The sequence below is a fragment of the Limosilactobacillus caviae genome, assembly GCF_014635905.1.
Lineage (GTDB): Bacteria > Bacillota > Bacilli > Lactobacillales > Lactobacillaceae > Limosilactobacillus > Limosilactobacillus caviae.
On record NZ_BMDS01000003.1, the window covers coordinates 28,237 to 49,172 of the forward strand.

Annotated in this window: 18 protein-coding genes; 15 read left to right on the forward strand and 3 right to left on the reverse strand. The window is 40.3% G+C overall.

Features of this window, described 5'->3' with window-relative positions:
- Window positions 1-49 precede the first annotated feature (49 nt).
- From prfB to galU, 7 genes are all read left to right on the forward strand, one after another.
- Window positions 50-1,166, forward strand: a protein-coding gene (prfB, locus tag IEU90_RS04955) for a peptide chain release factor 2 (RefSeq protein ID WP_188357816.1) whose coding sequence is annotated in 2 segments (ribosomal slippage) — window positions 50-121 and window positions 123-1,166 — 1,116 coding nt in all. Because the reading frame shifts where the segments join, the coding sequence is not laid out codon by codon here.
- A 33-nt stretch (window positions 1,167-1,199) separates the two neighbouring features.
- On the forward strand, window positions 1,200-1,535 hold the full coding sequence (locus IEU90_RS04960) for a PspC domain-containing protein (RefSeq protein ID WP_153710067.1): 336 nt from the start codon (window positions 1,200-1,202) through the stop codon (window positions 1,533-1,535).
- Window positions 1,535-1,891 (forward strand): phage holin family protein, encoded by a 357-nt coding sequence (locus IEU90_RS04965; RefSeq protein ID WP_153710068.1) that lies wholly within the window; start codon window positions 1,535-1,537, stop codon window positions 1,889-1,891. Before IEU90_RS04960 ends, IEU90_RS04965 begins: the two co-directional genes overlap by 1 nt.
- Window positions 1,892-1,905: 14 nt before the next feature.
- The gene (gene hprK, locus IEU90_RS04970; protein ID WP_153710069.1) at window positions 1,906-2,868 is read left to right on the forward strand and encodes an HPr(Ser) kinase/phosphatase; all 963 of its coding nucleotides are present in this window, start codon (window positions 1,906-1,908) and stop codon (window positions 2,866-2,868) included.
- Window positions 2,869-3,699: a prolipoprotein diacylglyceryl transferase gene (gene lgt / locus IEU90_RS04975; RefSeq protein WP_153710070.1), complete on the forward strand. Its 831-nt coding sequence runs from the start codon at window positions 2,869-2,871 to the stop codon at window positions 3,697-3,699.
- Between the two features lie 24 nt (window positions 3,700-3,723).
- Window positions 3,724-4,740: an NAD(P)H-dependent glycerol-3-phosphate dehydrogenase gene (locus IEU90_RS04980; RefSeq protein ID WP_153710071.1), complete on the forward strand. Its 1,017-nt coding sequence runs from the start codon at window positions 3,724-3,726 to the stop codon at window positions 4,738-4,740.
- 65 nt (window positions 4,741-4,805) lie between these two features.
- Window positions 4,806-5,720, forward strand: coding sequence for a UTP--glucose-1-phosphate uridylyltransferase GalU (gene galU, locus IEU90_RS04985; RefSeq protein ID WP_153710072.1), 915 nt, complete (start codon window positions 4,806-4,808; stop codon window positions 5,718-5,720).
- Between the two features lie 55 nt (window positions 5,721-5,775).
- Here the strand turns inward: galU and IEU90_RS04990 are convergent, their stop codons facing one another.
- From IEU90_RS04990 to IEU90_RS05000, 3 genes are read right to left on the reverse strand one after another with little or no spacing between them, the layout of a single operon-like run.
- On the reverse strand, window positions 5,776-6,510 hold the full coding sequence (locus IEU90_RS04990; RefSeq protein WP_153710073.1) for a LutC/YkgG family protein: 735 nt from the start codon (window positions 6,508-6,510) through the stop codon (window positions 5,776-5,778).
- Entirely contained in the window at window positions 6,503-7,990 is a 1,488-nt protein-coding gene (locus tag IEU90_RS04995) for a LutB/LldF family L-lactate oxidation iron-sulfur protein (RefSeq protein ID WP_153710074.1), read from the reverse strand. Before IEU90_RS04995 ends, IEU90_RS04990 begins: the two co-directional genes overlap by 8 nt.
- Window positions 7,991-8,794 carry a (Fe-S)-binding protein gene (locus IEU90_RS05000; RefSeq protein ID WP_182599214.1) on the reverse strand — a complete coding sequence of 268 codons (804 nt, stop codon included), beginning with the start codon at window positions 8,792-8,794 and terminating at the stop codon, window positions 7,991-7,993. It abuts the gene before it with no gap.
- A gap of 269 nt (window positions 8,795-9,063) precedes the next feature.
- Here IEU90_RS05000 and trxB point away from each other — a divergent pair, with 269 nt between their 5' ends.
- From trxB to rapZ, 8 genes are all read left to right on the forward strand, one after another.
- Window positions 9,064-9,996 carry a thioredoxin-disulfide reductase gene (trxB, locus tag IEU90_RS05005; RefSeq protein WP_153710076.1) on the forward strand — a complete coding sequence of 311 codons (933 nt, stop codon included), beginning with the start codon at window positions 9,064-9,066 and terminating at the stop codon, window positions 9,994-9,996.
- Window positions 9,997-10,261: 265 nt separating this feature from the next.
- Complete coding sequence (locus IEU90_RS05010; RefSeq protein ID WP_188357817.1) at window positions 10,262-11,989, forward strand: phospho-sugar mutase; 1,728 nt, start codon at window positions 10,262-10,264, stop codon at window positions 11,987-11,989.
- 116 nt (window positions 11,990-12,105) lie between these two features.
- Window positions 12,106-12,744 (forward strand): HD domain-containing protein, encoded by a 639-nt coding sequence (locus IEU90_RS05015; protein ID WP_153710077.1) that lies wholly within the window; start codon window positions 12,106-12,108, stop codon window positions 12,742-12,744.
- A gap of 104 nt (window positions 12,745-12,848) precedes the next feature.
- A complete protein-coding gene (locus tag IEU90_RS05020) occupies window positions 12,849-13,121 on the forward strand; it encodes a hypothetical protein (RefSeq protein WP_153710078.1) in 273 nt (90 codons plus the stop codon).
- A 217-nt stretch (window positions 13,122-13,338) separates the two neighbouring features.
- Window positions 13,339-15,354 (forward strand): excinuclease ABC subunit UvrB, encoded by a 2,016-nt coding sequence (gene uvrB / locus IEU90_RS05025; protein ID WP_188357818.1) that lies wholly within the window; start codon window positions 13,339-13,341, stop codon window positions 15,352-15,354.
- Window positions 15,355-15,368: 14 nt separating this feature from the next.
- Entirely contained in the window at window positions 15,369-18,233 is a 2,865-nt protein-coding gene (uvrA, locus tag IEU90_RS05030; RefSeq protein WP_188357819.1) for an excinuclease ABC subunit UvrA, read from the forward strand.
- 278 nt (window positions 18,234-18,511) lie between these two features.
- Complete coding sequence (locus tag IEU90_RS05035; RefSeq protein WP_188357820.1) at window positions 18,512-19,843, forward strand: APC family permease; 1,332 nt, start codon at window positions 18,512-18,514, stop codon at window positions 19,841-19,843.
- Between the two features lie 212 nt (window positions 19,844-20,055).
- Complete coding sequence (gene rapZ, locus IEU90_RS05040) at window positions 20,056-20,928, forward strand: RNase adapter RapZ (protein ID WP_153710080.1); 873 nt, start codon at window positions 20,056-20,058, stop codon at window positions 20,926-20,928.
- Window positions 20,929-20,936 lie beyond the last annotated feature (8 nt).

A 20,936-nucleotide genomic window follows, 5' to 3' on the forward strand; every position in this document is an offset into this window, starting at 1 on the left:
AACCCATGGCGGTACCGCTGCCGTATTGTTGTATAACGGAGGTTTGATTGTGGAATTAAGTGAAGCAAAAAAACAAGTAGAATCAATGCAAAAAGAAGTTACGCACTTCGGGAGGTCTCTTTGACCTTGACGCGTTAGATGAACGCATTGCTGAAATTGAACAGGAAATGGCTCAGCCTGATTTCTGGAACGATAACGAAAAGGCCCAAAAAGTTATTGCTGAAAATAATTCTTTAAAAGATAAGCGGGATACTTTTATTAACCTGCGTGATCAAATTAGTGATTTAGAAACATCAATTGAATTATTAACAGTTGAACCAGATGCTGATTTACAAGCTGAGTTTGAATCATCCTTTGCAAAAACGCAAAAATCGTTAGAACAGTATCGTTTAACCCAGTTACTTGATGGTGAATATGATGCCAAAAATGCTATTCTTGAAATTCATCCTGGTGCAGGAGGAACAGAAGCGCAAGACTGGGGTGAAATGCTTTTACGGATGTATGTCCGCTGGGGTGAGCAGCATGGCTTTACAGTTGAGACGGCAAGTTATGAAGCGGGCGATGAGGCTGGAATTAAAAGTGTCACGCTTTTAGTGAAAGGACACAATGCTTTTGGTTACCTTCGTAGTGAAAAGGGGGTCCACCGTCTTGTTCGTATCTCACCGTTTGATGCAGCCGGCCGTCGTCATACCTCATTCGCATCTGTGGACGTAATGCCAGAACTGGATGATAGTGTTGAAGTTGATATTGATCCATCTGACTTACGAGTTGATACATTCCGGTCAAGCGGGGCTGGAGGACAGCATATCAATAAGACAGAATCTGCCGTCCGAATTACCCATATTCCAACTGGGATTGTAACCTCTTCACAAGCTGAGCGGTCACAATTACAGAACCGTGTAACAGCGATGAACATGTTAAAATCAAAATTATACGAGTTGGAAGAGGAAAAGAAGGCAAAGAAACGGGCTGAAATTGAAGGTGAACAGCTTGATATTGGTTGGGGATCACAAATACGTTCGTACGTTTTTCATCCGTATACTTTAGTTAAAGATAATCGTAGCGGATATGAGACCCATAATGGACAAGCGGTAATGGACGGTGACCTCGATCCGTTTATCGATGCTTTCTTGCAATGGAAACTTAGTCAAAAGAATCCACAGTAGGTACAACGTCCTGCTAGAAGGGAAGTGAGTGAAATGCGTGAAAGTCAACATAAAAGATTAACGCGCTCAGGATCAGATCGGATGGTCGCTGGTGTATTTGGAGGAATCGGTAAATACTTTAGGATTCAACCGAATATTTTAAGAATTTTATATGTTTTACTAACTATCTTTACCGGTTTTGTTCCTGGAATTATCATTTATCTAATTTTAGTGATAATTATGCCCGCTGATCCGCAGAACCCGGATTTGCTAAGTTTTATAAAGTCATTTAGCGAATCACAAGGGAAATCTCAGCAGTCACAACAACGTTCTCGACGGACATTAACAGACGTTGAGGAAAAAGACATTAAAAGAAACGGAAGATCATAATGAAATTTTGGAAACGAGTATTGATTGATACAATTCTTTTTATTGCCCTTGCCGGTTTATTTGCTGGAACAGGGATGTTTTATATCACAAGTGCTTGGATTGCACCTTTAGCAAGTTTTATTTTGGCGATATTAAATGTCTCAATAAAGCCGATCCTTGTGATATTATCGTTGCCGATCAATATTTTGACCCTCGGCCTTTTTAGTGTTGTAATTAATGGAATAATGTTGCAGCTGACATCATTACTTGTCGGACCAGCAAACTTTCATTTTTCGTCATTCGGTGCTGCAATGCTGATTGCAATTATTATGGCAATCTTTAATACAGTTATTACGAGTCACGAGGAAAGATTGTAAAGGAGTGGAGAAAAATGCCAAACAGCGTGACGGTTCAAGAATTAGTTGACAAAGTTCGATTAAAAGTTTTACAGGGTGAAGATTACCTGCAACGAAAAATAACAACTAGTGATATTTCACGACCAGCTCTGGAATTTGCCGGATATTTTAAGCACTATCCAGCAGTGCGTATTCAGTTATTAGGAATTACGGAAACTTCATTTGCTAAGGACTTAACTCATGAGCAGCGTGAAGAATATATGACAAAGATGTGTATGCCGCAAACGCCATGTTTTGTCATATCAACTAATTTGCCAATTCCCAAAGAGCTAAAGAAGGCGGCTGAAGATGCAAAAATTCCTATTTTAGGAACGCACTTAACTTCTTCACAGATCTTAAGTAACATGACCTCCTATTTATTGGAGCGGTTGGCACCACGAAAATCACTCCATGGTGTGTTAGTTGATATTAGCGGGGTTGGTGTGCTCATTACAGGTGATTCCGGTGTGGGAAAGAGTGAAACCGCACTTGAACTTGTTCGGCGTGGACACCGGTTGATTGCCGATGACCGGGTTGAGGTTTATGCTCGTGATGAACAGACATTAGTCGGTACTGCTCCGCAAATCTTAAAACATTTAATGGAAATCCGTGGAATTGGAATCATTGATGTTTCGACTCTTTATGGAACAGGGGCAATTATGCCTTCAGACCAAATTAGTTTAATTGTTCATCTTGAGACTTGGACGCCCGATGTACAATTTGACCGGCTTGGTGACCGGGGTGATACGCAAACAATTCAAGGAGTTATTGTCCCCAAGGTTTCTGTGCCGGTTAAGACTGGTCGTAATTTGGCAATTATTATCGAATCCGCGGCAATGAATTATCGGGCTGAGACGATGGGCTACGATGCTACCGAAACGTTTGATCGTAATCTCAACCAGCTAATTAAACAAAATTCAGAGCGTGATAGTAAGAATAATAAGGGGTCGGCAAACTAGATGATTAACCTAGGAATTAAAGCGGCCTTAAATCCGATTGCCTTTCAAGGAGGACCGTTTACTATTCATTGGTACGGGGTCATTATCGCTACTGGGGTTGTCCTTGCTCTCTTGTTAGCTGTTCGTGAAGGAAAACGGCAGGGAATCCCAGAAGACGATTTTTATGACTACCTCTTATGGGCGCTCCCGGTTGCAATAATCTGTGCGCGAATATATTATGTGGTATTCCAGTGGGGATATTACTCTCAGCACCCAAGTGAAATTGTTGCAATTTGGGATGGCGGAATTGCCATCTATGGTGCAATCCTTGGTGGCTTTGGGGTATTACTTGCTTTTTGTTATTACCGTCACCTTTCATGCTGGCTGATGATGGACATAATTGCACCGCCTCTTATCATGGCTCAAGGAATTGGGCGTTGGGGTAATTTTATGAATCAGGAAGCATTTGGTGCGGTTACTACGTATGCTCATTTGGTTAGTCAGCATCTTCCAAATTGGATAATAAATCAGATGTATATTGGTGGTCACTATCGGATGCCAACATTTCTGTACGAGTCATTGTGGGATTTGACAGGCTTTGTACTATTAATGCTATTTCGTCATCGAAAACATTTATTTCGGCGTGGTGAGGTTTTCTTGGCTTATGTAATGTGGTACGCATTTGGACGCTTCATCATTGAAGGAATGCGGACGGATAGCTTAATGCTTGGTAATATTCGTATCTCACAATTGCTTTCGGTAGTGTTTTTCATCAGTGCAGTAGTAATATTGATAATTCGTCGTCGCCAACAAAATATTCCATGGTATGATAGCGGCATAAGTAAAGACTAAGTGATTGAATTAAGGAGAAAAATTATGGCAGAAAAAATCGCTGTTTTAGGCGCAGGTTCGTGGGGTAGCGTTTTAGCAAATATGCTTACAGAAAATGGGCATAATGTTATATTATGGTCAAGAAATAAGGGACAAGTTGAACAACTGAACAACGAACATCTAAATCCACGCTACATGAAGGATTTTGTATATTCGGCAAAGTTAAAAGCAACAACTGATATGAAGGCGGCTGTTGAAGGGGCCAATGTAGTATTAATTGTGATTCCTACTAAGGGGTTGCGAGAAGTTGCTAAGAAGTTAAACACGATTTTAACGGAATTACATCAAAAGCCATTAATTATTCACGCAACAAAAGGCCTCGAACAAAATACCTATAAGCGTCCTTCTGAAATGTTGAGTGAAGATATTTCTCCAGAAAATAGGCAGGCAATTGTTGTCCTTTCTGGGCCAAGTCATGCTGAAGACGTGGCAATTAAAGATATGACTGCCGTAACAGCGGCTTGTGAAGATATTAATAGTGCTAAACAGGCTCAAAAACTGTTTAGTAATTCTTATTTCCGGGTCTATACTAACGATGATGTTATTGGCGCTGAATTTGGCGCAGCTTTGAAAAATATTATCGCAATTGGCGCCGGTGCTATTCAGGGCCTTGGCTACCATGATAATGCACGAGCTGCTCTTATCACCCGAGGACTTGCTGAAATTCGCCGGTTAGGGGTTGCGTTTGGTGCTAATCCGATGACTTTTATTGGTCTATCTGGAGTTGGTGACCTTGTTGTTACTGCGACAAGTAAAAATTCACGAAACTGGCGGGCAGGTTACCAATTAGGCCAGGGCAAAAACCTTCAAGATGTCATTGCAAATATGGGAATGGTTATTGAAGGAGTTTATACTACTAAGGCTGCCTATGAATTGAGTCGTAAACGACAGGTTCAAATGCCAATTACAGAGGCTCTTTACCACGTTTTGTATGAGGGTGAAGACATTAAAACAGCAATTTCTCAATTAATGGATCGAGATCTTACGTCAGAAAACGAATAAGTATGGTAAAATGCTAAAGGATGGATATTGAGAGAAATTGAAAACATGGAAAGGGTTTTACAATTATGAAACGTGTTAGAAAAGCCATTATTCCTGCGGCGGGGTTAGGAACTCGTTTTCTTCCTGCAACAAAGGCTTTGGCAAAAGAAATGTTACCAATTGTTGATAAGCCAACAATTCAATTTATTGTTGAAGAAGCTCGGAAATCAGGAATTGAAGATATTGTTGTTGTTGACGGAAAGAACAAGCGCTCAATCGAAGACCACTTTGATTCCAACCCAGAATTGGAAGACAACCTTCGTTCAAAGCACAAGGACGAAATGTTAAAGATGGTTGAAGAAACGACTGATGTTAACATCTACTTTATCCGGCAATCACACCCACGCGGTTTAGGGGATGCAGTTTTAACTGCCCGTGATTTCATTGGTGATGAACCATTTGTTGTTATGCTTGGTGATGACCTTAATAACATTAATAATAAAAATGAAGCTTTAACCAAGCAATTAATTGAAAGTTATAATCAAACCGGGGCATCAACACTTGCCGTTATGCGGGTACCTCACGAAGACACTGCCAAGTACGGTGTGATTAACCCAAGCAAGGAAGTTACTCCTGGTTTATACAATGTAACAAGCTTTGTTGAAAAGCCTGCGCCTAAAGATGCTCCTAGTGACCTTGCTATTATTGGCCGGTATGTCTTTACTCCAGAAATCTTTGATGTATTGGCAAAGACTAAGCCTGGCAAGGGTGGCGAAATTCAATTAACTGATGCTATTGATACTTTAAACCAAACACAACGGGTCTTTGCTCGTGAGTACAAGGGCGATCGCTATGATGTTGGTAATAAGTTTGGCTGGGTTAAGACCAACATTGAATATGGATTAGAACATCCACAAGTTAAAGAAGAATTACGTGAATACATTAAAGAATTAGGCGCAAAGTTAGCTGCAGAAGATAAGCAAAAAGGCGCTAAAAAATAATATGATTTGTCTCTGAAAACAAAAAAGCGATTGGATTTTCCAACCGCTTTTTTGTTTACATATCTTCAACAACTACATATTCCATATCAAGAGGACCATGGACACCAACAATCAAGACCATTTCAATATCACCAGAGTTTGATGGTCCGGTAATAAAGTTAATATTAGATGTCTTTAAGCTTCCTTCTTGAATTGCCTTTTGGTAGTAATCCATTGCCTGTCGTGACCGTGGTAAGATTTTACTCTTAGGAATAATTGCTAGATAGTGAGTAGGCAGGAAGTGGAACATCCGCCCTTGTTGGGGGTAGGTAGCAATAGTAATCGTACCGGATTCAGCTAATAAGAAATCAGCAAATCCAATTGCAGCATCACTAGCGTTGGCATTAACAATGTTTTGACGGCCTTGGCTAGGTTCCCAGTAGTAAATAGGGTCTAATTGAAGGCTTTCCTGCCATTTTCCAAGTGAATAATCATTCCACTTTTGTTCGTCAAATGATGGAAGCATTAAACTCTTTACTTCTTTTTCAGCAATAAAGTTATTAAGAGTAATTCCGAGATCAGCAGCTTTTACTACTTGAAAATTAACATGGACATTTTCGCTATTCTTTTTTGCGATTGTAAGCAGCTCATCTTGTGTCTTTCCGGCAAGAGTTGTTTCTGGCAGGTCATTAACCGGTACTAATGGATCATCCTTGAGGGTATGACGAGGACGGTCAGCAGCTGCAGCGATTCGGTTTAAGAAGTCTTCTTGATTTTGCGGGTTATTTGCTTCTTTTAGGTAATCAGTCATTGTTGTGTTCCTCCTCTTCTGCATAGTGATGGTACCAGTGACGGAAGTTCTGATGGTACTTTGGCGGAACAGCAAGATCACGGACATCTACCCACCCATGAGCAAGCTTTGGTGCCACTGCTGGCAAGTGATTGATTTTGCCTTCAGGGTAGAGGTTTTTAATATCTTCAGGGGTCGTCTTTTTGCCAAATGGTTCAAGGGCGACATGTGCAAACCGCATTGCATCGTTAAATAATAATGGTGATGCAGTACCTTTACCGACTGCCTTAAGCATAGTGTTTGTCATACTATGGTCAAGGTGGAGTTTATCCATTTCCACATACCGGTGTTTCCGAATTAGCTGTTGAAGCGGAATCTTAACTGGGCAGGTTTCGGTGCAGGCGTCACAAAGACTACATGCATATGGTAAATCCTGGAATTCTTTGTAGCCGCCTAAAATTGGTGAAAGGACAGCGCCCATTGGTCCAGGATAGATTGAACCATATCCTTTTCCGCCAACTTGCCGGTAAACAGGACAAACATTTAAGCAAGACCCACAACGAATACATTGCAGCATTGGCTCAAAGTCGGTATTAAGCATTTGCCAACGCCCGTTATCAACGACTACAACATAAAAATCATCAGGACCGTCTGCTTCATCCGCTTCTTTACCCTTTGAGAATGAGCAATAACTAGTCAGTTTTTGCCCAACCGCGCTACGGCAAAGCACATTATCAAGAGTTTCCGCTTCTTTTAGGCTTGGTACGATTCGTTCCATTCCCATGACAACAACCTGTGTTTTGGGAATCGCCATTGTGATATCGGCATTTCCTTCGTTTGTAACAAGATTAATCATTCCGTTGTTGGCAATCGCAAAGTTACATCCAGTAATTCCAAAGTCTGTTTTCATAAAGTAGTTACGGAGGTAGTGACGAACAAATTTAGCCATGTGTTCTGGAACATTGTCGCCTTTATAACCAATTTTTTCAAAAACCTTTTGAATCTGGTTACGGTTTTTATGGAGAGTAGGGAAAACAATATGTGTTGGCTCGTCCCAATCGTCTTCTTGGAGGATAAATTCCGCAAGGTCGGTCTCCATTAATGATAAGCCAGGGATAGTCAACAGTTCTTTATCTAGACCGATTTCAGTTGTTACCATTGACTTAGACTTAACAACGTTTTTAGCCTTTTTCTTGATTGCCAATTGTTTAATAAATGCACTGGCCTCGTCACCATCTTTAGCAAAGAAAATGTGTCCACCGTTTTTTTGGACATTTTCACTAAACTCTTCAAGGTAGTCTGGAAGGTGCTTAATAACATGCTGCCGAATTTGTGCAGAAAGATCACGCCAGCCTTCCCAATTTCCTAATTGACGTCGAGCCTCAGTTCGCTTAGTAAATTGCGCATCCTGAGCTTTAGCAACGGATGCCCGCATAAATTTATCGGCTTCAGCTTCTTTTACCCGGTCAAGAAATGGCTTATCACTTGTTGCTATTCCCATCTAAAACACCCCGTTTCCGTTTGCTGGAACCATTACGTGGTCGGTATCTTTAACATAGGTAATCCGACTAGTATCAACATTATGGTTTAGTACTTCTGCAATATGCATAATTTTGATGTGCTGGCCTTCTTTACGACGGTTAATGCGGCCACCGATATTCATTAAACAGGTCTGCTCACAACCAATTAAAATATGTGCTTTTGTCTTAAGCACATTATTAGCCTTATCATCAACCATTGCTTCTGACAGTAATGGTTCCTTTGCTGAGAAAGTTCCCCCAAAGCCACAGCATAATTGGATATTATGAAGCGGGATAAGGTTTAACCCCTTAACATGTTCGAGGAGTACGAGGGGAGCAGTTCGTTCACCGAGCAGCCGGGTCATATGACATGAACGGTGGAATGTAGCCGTATCATCTAGTTCAGCTCCACAATCAAGGATACCAAGAACCCGGTAGATGAATTGGGTGAGTTCAAATGATTTATCATAAAGAACCTGCGCCTTTTTAGCATATTCAGGGTCATCTTTAAGGATATCCTTATATTCATGGAGCATGGCAACACAAGAACCGGTTGGACCAACGATATAATCAGCGTCAATACTTAGAAGTGCGTCAAGTTGATTCTTAAAGGTCGCAATTGTTTCTTTGTCATAGCCACTGTTATATGTTGGCTGCCCACAACAAATTTGCTTTTCAGGGAAAACAGTTTCACAGCCAAACCGATGTAATAATTCAACCATTGCTTTACCAACATCTGGATAAAGCAGGTCGACTATACAGGAAGAAAAAATACAGACTTTCATATAAGTGTGCATTAATTGAATGCACTTCGCCTCCTTTAAATTTAGCAAAATAAAATAGTGACCTTAATTACTTATCAATATAAGTATAACTCAAATGCTGGTATTATAGTGTTGAAATCGTTTTAATTATTATTTTCACATATATAATATAATAATATTCTTTATAGTCCGATAATAATATTACTTTTAAAAAGTAAGCTAAATGATAGACAAACGGATTTAAAGTAGGTATCATATTGTGTAAGAAATTATTTGAGGAGGTCAATGTAATGGCTGATATTAAACAATATGACGTTATTGTGATTGGGGCAGGTCCCGGTGGAATGACTGCTGCTATGTATGCTTCACGGGCGAACCTATCAGTTCTAATGCTTGATCGCGGTATTTATGGTGGAAATTTAAATAATACGGCAGAAATTGCCAACTATACTGGATTTAAGAGTATTAAAGGGCCAGAACTTGCCCAACAAATGTATGATGGGGCGACACAGTTTGGTGCTGAATATGCATACGGTACTGTAACAAAAGTAGAATTAGTTGATAATATGAAGAAAATCACAACCGATATGGACGAGACCTATCTCGCTAAGGCAGTCGTGATTGCAACTGGTTCTGATCAGCGGCACCTAAATGTTCCGGGAGAAGAAGAGTTCGGCGGACGAGGTGTATCCTACTGTGCAGTATGTGACGGTGCCTTTTTCAAGAACAAGCACTTAATTGTAGTTGGTGGTGGTGATGCGGCTGTTGAAGAGGGTGTCTACCTTACCCAACTGGCTTCTAAGGTAACAGTTCTTGTTCGCCGTGATGAACTTCGCGCTGAGCCAATCATTCAAGCAGAGGCAATGAACAATGATAAGCTAGAATTTGTTTTTAATACTAGTGTAACTGAAATTGTTGGGGATGATGTTAAAGTAACCGGTGTTAAAACTCATAATAATAAGACTGGTGAAGATGGTGAAATGGCTGCTGACGGTGTATTCATCTATGTCGGGAACTTCCCGATGACATCTGCTTTTAAGAATTTAAGTATTCTTGATGATCAAGGATGGGTAAAAACAGATGAGCGGATGCGCACTTCTGAACCTGGTATTTTTGCAATCGGTGATGTACGTGATACGCCGTTGCGGCAAGTAGCGACAGCGGTAGGTGATGGTGCAATTGCTGGGCAGCAGGTTTACCAATATATTAAGTCAATGGATTAAAACGGTGAAAATACCGAGTTATCAGCATTTGAACTGCAAGTCAGCTACTGCGCTGTTGCATTACTATCTTTAAAATAGTTAAGAGGTTGAGTTAATTCTCAGCCTCGCTTTTTTGAATAAGAGATATTTTGCTGAATATTTCAATTATAAAATCGGGATAAGATTTTCTTTGGTAAAACTTTAGTAAAAATTTAAGTAAAAAGCGACAGATAACATTTTATGCGGTATACTAAACAACAGAGTATGACGTAAAGGAGACATTATTGTGAGCTGGAAAGATACTTATAAGGTTTGGCAAGAACGGACAGATCTTGAACCAGACTTAAAGCAAGAATTAGCTGCAATGAACGATGATAAAGAAATTGAGGATGCCTTTTATGGCCCATTGTCATTTGGAACTGCTGGAATGCGGGGATTAATGGGTCCAGGAATTAACCGGATGAATGTTTACACGGTTCGTCAAGCAACTGAAGGATTGGCAACCTTAATGGATTCATTAGGGGACGATATCAAAAAGCGCGGAGTTGCTATTGGTTACGATTCTCGTCACAACTCCCGCAAATTTGCTCATGATGCCGCACGTGTTTTAGGTGCACATGGGATTAAAGTTTATATCTATGATAATTTACGACCAACACCTGAATTATCATTTGCGGTTCGTCACATGGGAACTTATGCCGGGATTATGATCACTGCTAGTCATAATCCTAAAGAATATAATGGTTACAAGATCTACGGTGAAGATGGCGGACAGATGCCGCCTAAGGAATCGGACATGATGACCGGTTATATTCGGAAGATTGATGATATTTTTGATATTGCTTTAGCTGACGAACAAGAAATGCTTGATAATGGCTTAGAAACAATCATGGGTGAAGATGTTGATGCCGCCTACCTTGCAAATGCCAAGAGCGTAACTGTAAACCCAGAATTGGCTAAAGAATACGGTAAAGATATGAAATTCGTCTTTACGCCACTATGCGGAACTGGGAAAATGCTTGGCGAACGGGCATTGCGGCAAGCAGGTTTTACTAACTATGAGATGGAACCAACTGAGGCGCAGCCAAATGGTGACTTCCCTGGCTTGGAACACCCTAATCCAGAATTCCCAGAGGCGTTTGTTCGTTCGATTGCCCTTGGAAAGAAAGTCGGAGCAGATGTATTAATTGCTACAGACCCAGATGCTGACCGTCTTGGTTGTGCTGTTCGACAACCTGATGGCGAGTATCAATTGCTTACTGGAAATCAGATTGCTTCAATTATGCTTGCTTATATTTTAGAAGCTCACAAACAAGCTGGGACTTTGCCAGATAATGCTGCCGCTGTAAAATCAATTGTTTCTACTAACTTTGCTGCTAAGATTGCAGAGAGTTACGGTGTTGATATGATTAATGTTTTAACTGGTTTTAAGTGGATTGCTGATCAAATCCATCAATATGAAACTGGCAAAGTTGATCATACATTCATGTTTGGTTTTGAAGAAAGTTATGGTTATCTTATTAAGCCATTTGTCCGTGACAAGGATGCTATCCAATCTTTAACCTTGCTTGCTGAAGTTGCAGCTTATTACCGTAGTCGTAATATGACGCTTTATGATGGCTTGCAAGAATTATTTAAGAAGTATGGATACTTCCGTGAAAAGACTATTTCTAATACTTATGCTGGTGTTGATGGTCCGGATAAGATTAAGGGCTTAATGAAGAAATTCCGTGAAGAGGCGCCAACTCATTTTGCGGGGCACCAAGTAGCAGTTACCGAAGACTTTTCTAAGGGCACTAAGACAACTGCTGATGGCAAAGTAAGTGAACTAGGTATTCCTGAGTCAAATGTATTACGTTACGTGCTTGATGATGATACTTGGATTGCTATTCGCCCATCAGGAACGGAACCAAAGCTTAAGTTCTACATTGGTACAAGTGATGATACTTTAGAAAAAGCAAATGCTAAGTTAGCCGATTTTGAAAAAGCCTTACAAGAATTTGCTGAAGAATAATTAAGTAGTTGAAGAAGACTGGGGAAATTATTTCTCGGTCTTTTTTCAATATTTCTTGAATTTTTGGCAAAAAAATGTATGATTGTAAAAATTAATTATTTTGGGAGGAATTCGTCATGGGAATGCATGAATATTTAAAAAGTTTAAGTGACCTTGAAATGATCAATCGGGCTCCTGGATATTTTAAGTTTGAGGAACATAACGTGGCTGCTCATTCATTTAAGGTGACTCAAGCAGCACAAATGCTTGGTGATATTGAAGAACAAGCAGGAAATGAAATTGATTGGCGTTCCCTATATGAAAAAGCCCTTAATCATGACTACACAGAACGTTTTATTGGCGATATTAAGACACCGGTAAAATATGCGACTCCAGAATTGCGGTCAATGCTTGCACGTGTTGATAAATCTTTAACAGAAAACTTTATTCAATCTGAAATACCAGCAGAATTCCGTGAGGCTTATGAACGACGATTTGCAGAGGGAAAAGATGATACGTTAGAAGGGAAAATTTTAGCGGTTGCCGATAAAATTGATTTAATGTACGAGTCATTTGGTGAAATTCAAAAGGGAAATCCAGAGCCGGTTTACATGGATATTTACAAATCAAGTTTGACCGCAATCATGGACTTTCGGGATATGGCAAGCGTGCAATATTTTCTTAAAAAGATTTTGCCTGAGTTATTGAAAGATAATGCTGATGGTAACGCTAAGAACCAGTTAGCAATTGTGACTACCCAAATTATTCAGCAATAAGTGATTAAAACTGCCTGTTTTTGCTTACTAGTTGATTTTTGCAAACGCTTTCTTATAATAGAAGTAGAAGGTAAAAGTTATCAAAGTAAAAGGAGGCGGCAAAAATGACACCTAGTATGTTTACGGGTACGTTTGCAATCTTGGTATTATGGTTAGTAGTCGATATTTTTTGGGAATTAAGTCGGCCAAGGGATATTGTAATGCGGCGAATCTGTGCTTGGTTGAACCTAATTGCAATTATTGGCGGATTTACCGTATTTTATGGTGTAACTCATTTTGGGAATGACGGCATTGTCCCGTGGTTCATTTGCTTAAATTGGATTAACGTCATTGCCGCAGGTTTACAATTCTACTTTGGATATGCTCGTCGCGGATAAATATAAAATTGATCTATTTAAGTGGGAAATAATCGCTTTACGGAGAAGGTTATTTTCCACTTTCTTTTTTGTAGTAATTTATAGACGAATACATGTTTGGGTGATAAACTAATATCAGTAAATAATAGATAAATAACTATAAGTGGGACGCGGTGACTTTAAGGCTCGTGATTCCACTTTCTTTTGCTTAAGTCTAGTGTAAGGGAGGAACTTTTTTGTGATTTACCGGCAACCAGATAAAAAATTTGAATTAGTATCAGACTATCAGCCAACTGGTGACCAACCCCAAGCGATTAGCCAGCTGACAAAGGGAATAGAGGATGGCGAAAAAGCTCAAATTTTGTTAGGAGCGACTGGAACAGGGAAAACATTTACGATTTCAAATGTTATTGCTAATGTTAATAAACCCACGCTGATCCTTTCACATAACAAGACGCTAGCGGGACAGCTTTATGGAGAAATGAAAAAGTTCTTCCCCCATAATGCGGTTGAATATTTTGTTTCATATTATGACTATTATCAGCCAGAAGCATATGTTCCTTCGAGTGATACATATATTGAAAAGGATGCTTCAATTAATGACGAAATTGATAAACTGCGGCACTCTGCTACTACATCTTTACTAGAACGTAATGATGTGATTGTTGTTGCTTCGGTTTCAAGCATCTTTGGTTTGGGTGATCCGCGAGAATATCAAAATAGTGTTCTTTCGTTACGGGTTGGTCAGGAAATTGAACGTGACCGACTTTTAACGGACCTTGTTAATATTCAGTTTGACCGTAATGATATTGATTTCCAGCGGGGAAGGTTTCGTGTTCGCGGGGATGTTGTGGAGATTTTCCCAGCATCACGTGATGAGCGGGCACTGAGAATCGAATTTTTTGGTGATGAAATTGATCGGATTCGTGAAGTAGATGCCCTTACCGGAGAGGTAATTGGAGATCGTGACCATGTTTCTATCTTCCCAGCAACACACTTTATGACCAATGAAGAAGTAATGGACAGGGCATTGCCGCAAATTGAAGCCGACATGAAAAAACAGGTTAAAATGTTTACGGATAAAGGAAAACTACTGGAAGCAGAGCGGATTCAACAACGGACAACTTATGACATTGAAATGATGCGCGAAATGGGCTACACCAATGGAATTGAAAACTATTCCCGATATATGGACGGTCGTAAGCCAGGAGAACCGCCTTATACCTTACTAGATTTCTTTCCCAAAGATTTCTTGCTAGTGGTCGACGAGTCTCACCAAACAATGCCCCAAGTGCGCGGAATGTATAATGGGGACCGTGCACGAAAACAAATGTTAATTGATTATGGGTTCCGTCTACCAAGTGCCCTTGATAATCGGCCTTTAAAATTACCGGAGTTTGAAAAGCATGTTAATCAAGTTGTATATATGTCGGCAACCCCCGGTCCATATGAAATGGAACAGACTGATCATGTTGCTCAACAGATTATTCGACCGACAGGCTTGCTTGACCCGACTGTAGAGGTACGGCCGGTTATGGGACAAATCGATGACTTAGTTGGTGAAATTAATAAACGGATTGAGAAGAATGAACGGGTCTTTGTAACAACATTAACCAAGAAGATGTCAGAAGATTTGACAGATTATTTGAAAGATATGGGCTTGAAAGTTAAATACCTTCATAGTGATATTAAGACCCTTGAGCGGACCCAAATAATTCGTGATCTTCGTCTTGGTAAATTTGACGTGCTTGTTGGAATTAATCTTTTGCGGGAAGGGCTAGATGTACCTGAAGTATCGTTAGTTGCAATTCTTGATGCGGATAAGGAAGGGTTCTTGCGAAATGAACGCTCACTTATTCAGACGATAGGTCGGGCGGCTCGTAACGAAAATGGGGCCGTAATTATGTATGCCGATACTGTCACTGATTCGATGCAAAAAGCGATTGATGAGACTAAACGGCGGCGGACGATCCAGATGAAATATAATGAAGAGCATCATGTTACACCGCGGACGATTATTAAGCCAATTCAAGAAGCGATTACGGTTACTAAGAAAGCAACTGATGAAACGGAAACAGATAATAGCGCTGAATTTACCGATAAGGATTTTGCAAAGCTAGACAAAGAAGCGCAAAGTAAGATGTTGGATGAATTAACCGAACAAATGCGGTCTGCGGCTAAACGGCTTGACTTTGAGCAAGCGGCAACATTGCGGGATACGATTATGGAGTTAAAAACGAAATTAAAGAAATAAGGAGGGATTAATTCGTGGCAAATGATAAGATTGTAATTCATGGCGCACGGGCACATAACCTAAAAAATATTGATATAACGATTCCAAAAAATAAATTAGTAATTGTTACTGGGCTGTCTGGATCAGGTAAAAGCTCCCTAGCTTTTGATACTTTATATGCTGAAGGACAGCGGCGCTATGTTGAGAGTTTGTCCGCATATGCCCGCCAGTTTTTGGGACAGATGGATAAACCGGATGTTGATTCGATTGATGGACTATCGCCGGCTATTTCGATTGACCAAAAAACAACGTCGCATAACCCGCGTTCAACTGTCGGAACAGTGACCGAAATTAATGACTTTTTACGGTTATTGTGGGCACGAGTAGGAACGCCGATTTGTCCCAATGATAATATTCCCATTACTAGTCAGTCACCAGAACAGATGGTGGATAGGGTGCTTAAGTTGCCTGAACGAACTCGTTTACAGATTCTTTCGCCTGTTGTGCGGGATAAAAAAGGAACACAGAAGAAAGTCTTTGAGACGATTAAACGAGAAGGATTTGTTCGTGTCCAAGTTGATGGCGAAACCTACGACCTTGATTCAGTCCCAGAACTTGATAAAAATAAAAAGCACACAATTAATGTGGTGATTGATCGGATTATTATCAAGGAAGGTATTCGTTCGCGGTTATTTGATTCGTTTGAAGCAGCATTGCGGTTAAGTAACGGGTATGCGATTGCTGACGTAATTGGCGGTGACCCCATCCCATTTTCTGAACAATATGCATGTCCAATCTGTGGTTTTACGGTTGGTGAATTGGAACCCCGGTTGTTTTCGTTCAATGCCCCAACTGGCGCTTGCCCGGAATGTGAGGGATTAGGGTTAAAGTTAGAAGTAGATATCGACTTAGTAGTACCTGATCCAACAAAGACCTTAAAAGACGGGGCGATTGTGCCGTGGAACCCAATTTCTTCTCAATACTACCCGCAATTGCTTGAACAATTCTGCAAATCGGTTGGTATTGATATGGATACGCCATTCAATAAGCTGCCTAGAAAACAACAGCAGCAAGTCCTGTATGGCAACGGTGACACGCCATTCCACTTCCATTATGAAAATGACTTTGGCGGGATTAGGGATGTCGACGTTCCGTTTGAAGGGGTTATTAACAACATTAGCCGTCGTTACCGAGAAACTAATTCTGACTTCACAAGAGAACAGATGAGAAAATACATGACAGAACTGCCTTGTCCGGTTTGTCATGGTTATCGGTTAAATCAGCGGGCACTAGCAGTTAAGATCGATGGTCAAAATATTGGAGAAGTTTCTGACTTGCCGATTAGTGAATCACTTGAATTCTTTAAGAATGTTAAGCTTTCCGATCAAAACGCTAAGATTGCCCAGCCAATTCTGAAAGAAATTATTGACCGTCTTACGTTCATGAAGAATGTGGGAGTTGAATACCTGACGCTTAGCCGCTCTGCAAGAACCCTTTCTGGTGGGGAGGCTCAGCGGATTCGGCTAGCTACTCAAATCGGTTCAAATTTATCTGGGGTAATGTATGTTTTAGATGAGCCATCAATCGGTCTTCATCAACGTGACAATGACCGACTTATTGCATCCCTAAAATCGATGCGGGATCTTGGAAATACACTGATTGTGGTTGAACACGATGAAGATACAATGCGGGCAGCTGACTATATTATTGATATTGGACCAGGGGCCGGCGAAAATGGCGGGCAGGTAATGGCAGCTGGAACTCCTAAGCAAATTATGCGTTCACGGAAATCCTTGACTGGCCAATATTTATCTGGCAAAAAGTTTATTCCAGTACCGCAAGAACGCCGAACTGGTAATGGTAAAAAAATTACTATAAAGGGAGCAGCTGCAAATAATCTAAAGAATATTACAGTTGATTTCCCGCTTGGCGAATTTATTTGTGTGACGGGAGTTTCTGGATCTGGAAAATCAACGTTAGTAAACATGATTTTAAAACGAGTGTTAGCCCAGAAATTAAATAATAATTCTGCAAAGCCCGGTAAGTATAAGTCAATCAGCGGGGTTGAGAATATTGAAAAGGTTATTAATATTGACCAATCCCCAATCGGACGGACTCCACGAAGTAATCCGGCTACTTATACCGGCGTATTTGATGATATACGCGAATTATTTGCGCAAACTAACCAGGCCAAAATGCGCGGCTATACAAAGGGAAGATTCAGTTTTAACGTAAAGGGTGGTCGCTGTGAGGCGTGTCATGGTGATGGAATCCTTAAGATTGAGATGAACTTCTTACCAGACGTATATGTACCGTGTGAAGTTTGTCATGGCACGCGGTACAATTCAGAAACCCTTGAAGTGGAATACAAGGGTAAGAATATTGCAGAAGTCCTTAATATGACTGTCTCCGAGGCGCTTGAATTTTTTAACGCGATTCCTAAAATTAAGCGCAAGTTACAAACCATTGAAGATGTCGGCCTTGGTTATGTTCATCTTGGGCAACCAGCAACAACGCTTTCGGGTGGTGAAGCGCAGCGAATGAAATTAGCCGCTGAGCTTCATCGTCAGTCTCATGGTAAGAGCTTCTATATTTTAGATGAGCCGACAACAGGATTGCACATGGATGACATTAAACGACTATTAGCTGTCCTCCAGCGGTTAGTTGATGCTGGAAATACTGTTTTAGTGATTGAACACGATTTAGATGTTGTAAAGTCAGCAGACTGGTTAATTGACCTTGGTCCTGAGGGAGGGGCTAACGGTGGTAATATTGTGGCGACCGGAACTCCTGAAAAGGTAGCTGAAGTAAAGGGCAGCTATACTGGTAAATACCTAAAAGAGATGTTGGACCGTGATCAAAAATGGGCAGAAGAACGAGCAACTAAAAAGAAAAAATAAAAAAGTAGTTGCAATCAAAAAGTTCTAATGGTATTCTAATAAAAATCAAAGTACACGAAATGAGGGAAATATAATGTTACGATTTAATAAACAAAATCAACAACTTTCTTCCTCCTCAGCCTCTAACTCTATTAAGGCTGAGTGATTTTGGTGTACCCAATCAATAGGTGTTAAACAAACTCGGGTTCTCTATTAATCATTTGGCATGTCCGAAGTGTATTAATAGTTGAAATTCCGGGTTTTTTATTTTGCCTAATATTAAGAATGGAGGAATGATGATGAATCAACAACCAGCGGATGAATTAAAAAGGGCGCTTGGATTTTGGTCTGCCATTTCAATTGTGGTGGGGACCATTATTGGGTCGGGAATATTCTTTAAGCAAGGCTCTGTTCTTGATAGTGCTGGAACATCGACTCTTGCAATCGCTGCTTGGGTTTTCGGGGGAATTATTACCCTGACTGGTGGGCTAACAGTTGCCGAAATCGGAGCTCAGATGCCATATACCGGTGGGCTTTACGTATATATTGAAAATATTTATGGCCGGATTCTCGGCTTCCTGGCTGGGTGGATGCAGGTAATTGTATACGGTCCCGCGATTATTGCTTCGGTTGCCGGTTTTATGAGTATTTTAATGGCTAACTTTTTTGGCCTGGGAGCACAATGGCGAATACCATTGGCAGTAATTACAGTTGTTGCAATCGGAATAATGAATTTATTTGAAAATAAAGTCGGTGCAATTTTTTCAATTATCACAACAGCAGGTAAAATGATTCCGATTGCTGCTATTATCATTTTTGGCCTTTTCTGGGGTCAGCAAGACGCTTTTGGACAAACTGTTACAGAAATTCATCAATCAACTGGTGGCTTTGGGGTAGCGGTTTTAGCAACATTATTTGGTTATGATGGCTGGATTTTAATTGCTAACCTTGGTGGTGAAATGAAGAATCCGCAAAAGCTGCTTCCTCGCGCTATTATCTTAGGAATTACTGCGGTATTAATTATCTATACCTTAATTACTATTGGAATCCTTAAATTTCTTCCTGTTAATACAATTCATCGATTAGGTGAAAATGCAACAGCCTATCTAGCTGTTAAAGCCTTTGGGGCAATCGGCGGTAAGTTATTATCAGCTGGTATTATTATTTCGATGATGGGGACATTAAACGGGAAAATGATTACGTTCCCGCGGATTGTCTATGCCATGGCTCGTCGACGCGACTTACCATTCTCACGATATCTCTCGTACATTACACCTAAAGGAAAGTCACCGGTTGTTGCAACAATGTTTATTATTGTGTTAGCAACAATCATGATGTGCTTCTTTGATCCTGATCATTTATCAGATTTATGTGTGTTTACTGTATATTGTTTCTATTTACTAGCATTTTTTGGTATCTTCATTTTAAGACGAAAGAATAAGGAACCGCGACCATTTAGCACGCCGCTTTACCCCCTTGTCCCGATTATTGCGATTGCGGGTGGGATTTTTATCCTCGTAAGTGAAGTTATGAATGATCCGGCTGGTGTAATTCTTTTTATAGGGATTGTTATTGTCGGATTGCCAATTCTATACATTGTTAAGCGGATGGATCAACGGCGGATGCATTAGTATTCGAGGAGGGAGCTTGACCGAAATATCCCCTCCGCAATAGGCTTCTAGAGTTCGGTAAAACTGAACGCTAGAGGCCTTTTTATGTATCGTATGTTCATTTTTGATACCAATTAATAGTGGCTCCGTAGCTTTTTCTTGCTCGAATAAGACACGCCCGGCTTGATGTGATAAAATGGGTGAGTAGCTGTAAGGAAGAAAGGAAACTATTAATGGCAGATGAAAAACTAAAAGTAGTAATAATCACAGGGATGAGCGGGGCAGGTAAAACTGTTGCCGTTCATAGCTTAGAAGATTTAGGATACTTTGTAATTGATAATATGCTTCCGGGATTAGCAGAACGGTTTGTAGATGTAATTGAAGAGTCCGATGAATTCAATAAAATCGCTATGGTGATGGATATGCGTTCGCGGGGCTTTTACGATGAAGTCTTACCGAACTTTGAAAAGCTAAAGCAACGTTCTGATTTAGATGTTAAGTTATTGTTTCTTGATGCAAATGATGTTACGTTAATTTCCCGTTATAAGGAAACTCGTCGGTCACATCCATTGTCACCACATGGTCGAATTTTAGATGGGGTTGAATTAGAACGAAAGCTATCTGCTGATCTCAAGAGTCAAGCTGATATTGTAATTGATACGACGAATATAACGCCTCGTAACTTGAAATTACGGTTAAATAAGCTTTTTGGACATGGTGAAGGCAGTGACTTTTACGTTGAGGTAATGTCATTTGGCTTTAAGTACGGGTTACCGCTTGATGCTGATATTGTAATGGATGTCCGCTTTTTGCCTAACCCATTTTATATTCCAGAATTAAAGCACCTAACCGGGAATGATAAGGCGGTTCAAGAATATGTAATGCAGAGTCCGCTTGCTAAAGAATTTTATCAACACTTGCGATCACTTTTAGAAATATCTCTACCGGGGTATATTCGTGAAGGTAAGAGTAGTTTAACAATTGCAATTGGGTGTACTGGTGGTCAACATCGATCAGTAACAATTGCTAATAAAATATCTGCTGATTTAAAAACCGATGGGTATAAGGTTAATACTTACCATCGGGATGTTGAAAAGGCAAAGTAAAGAGGAGT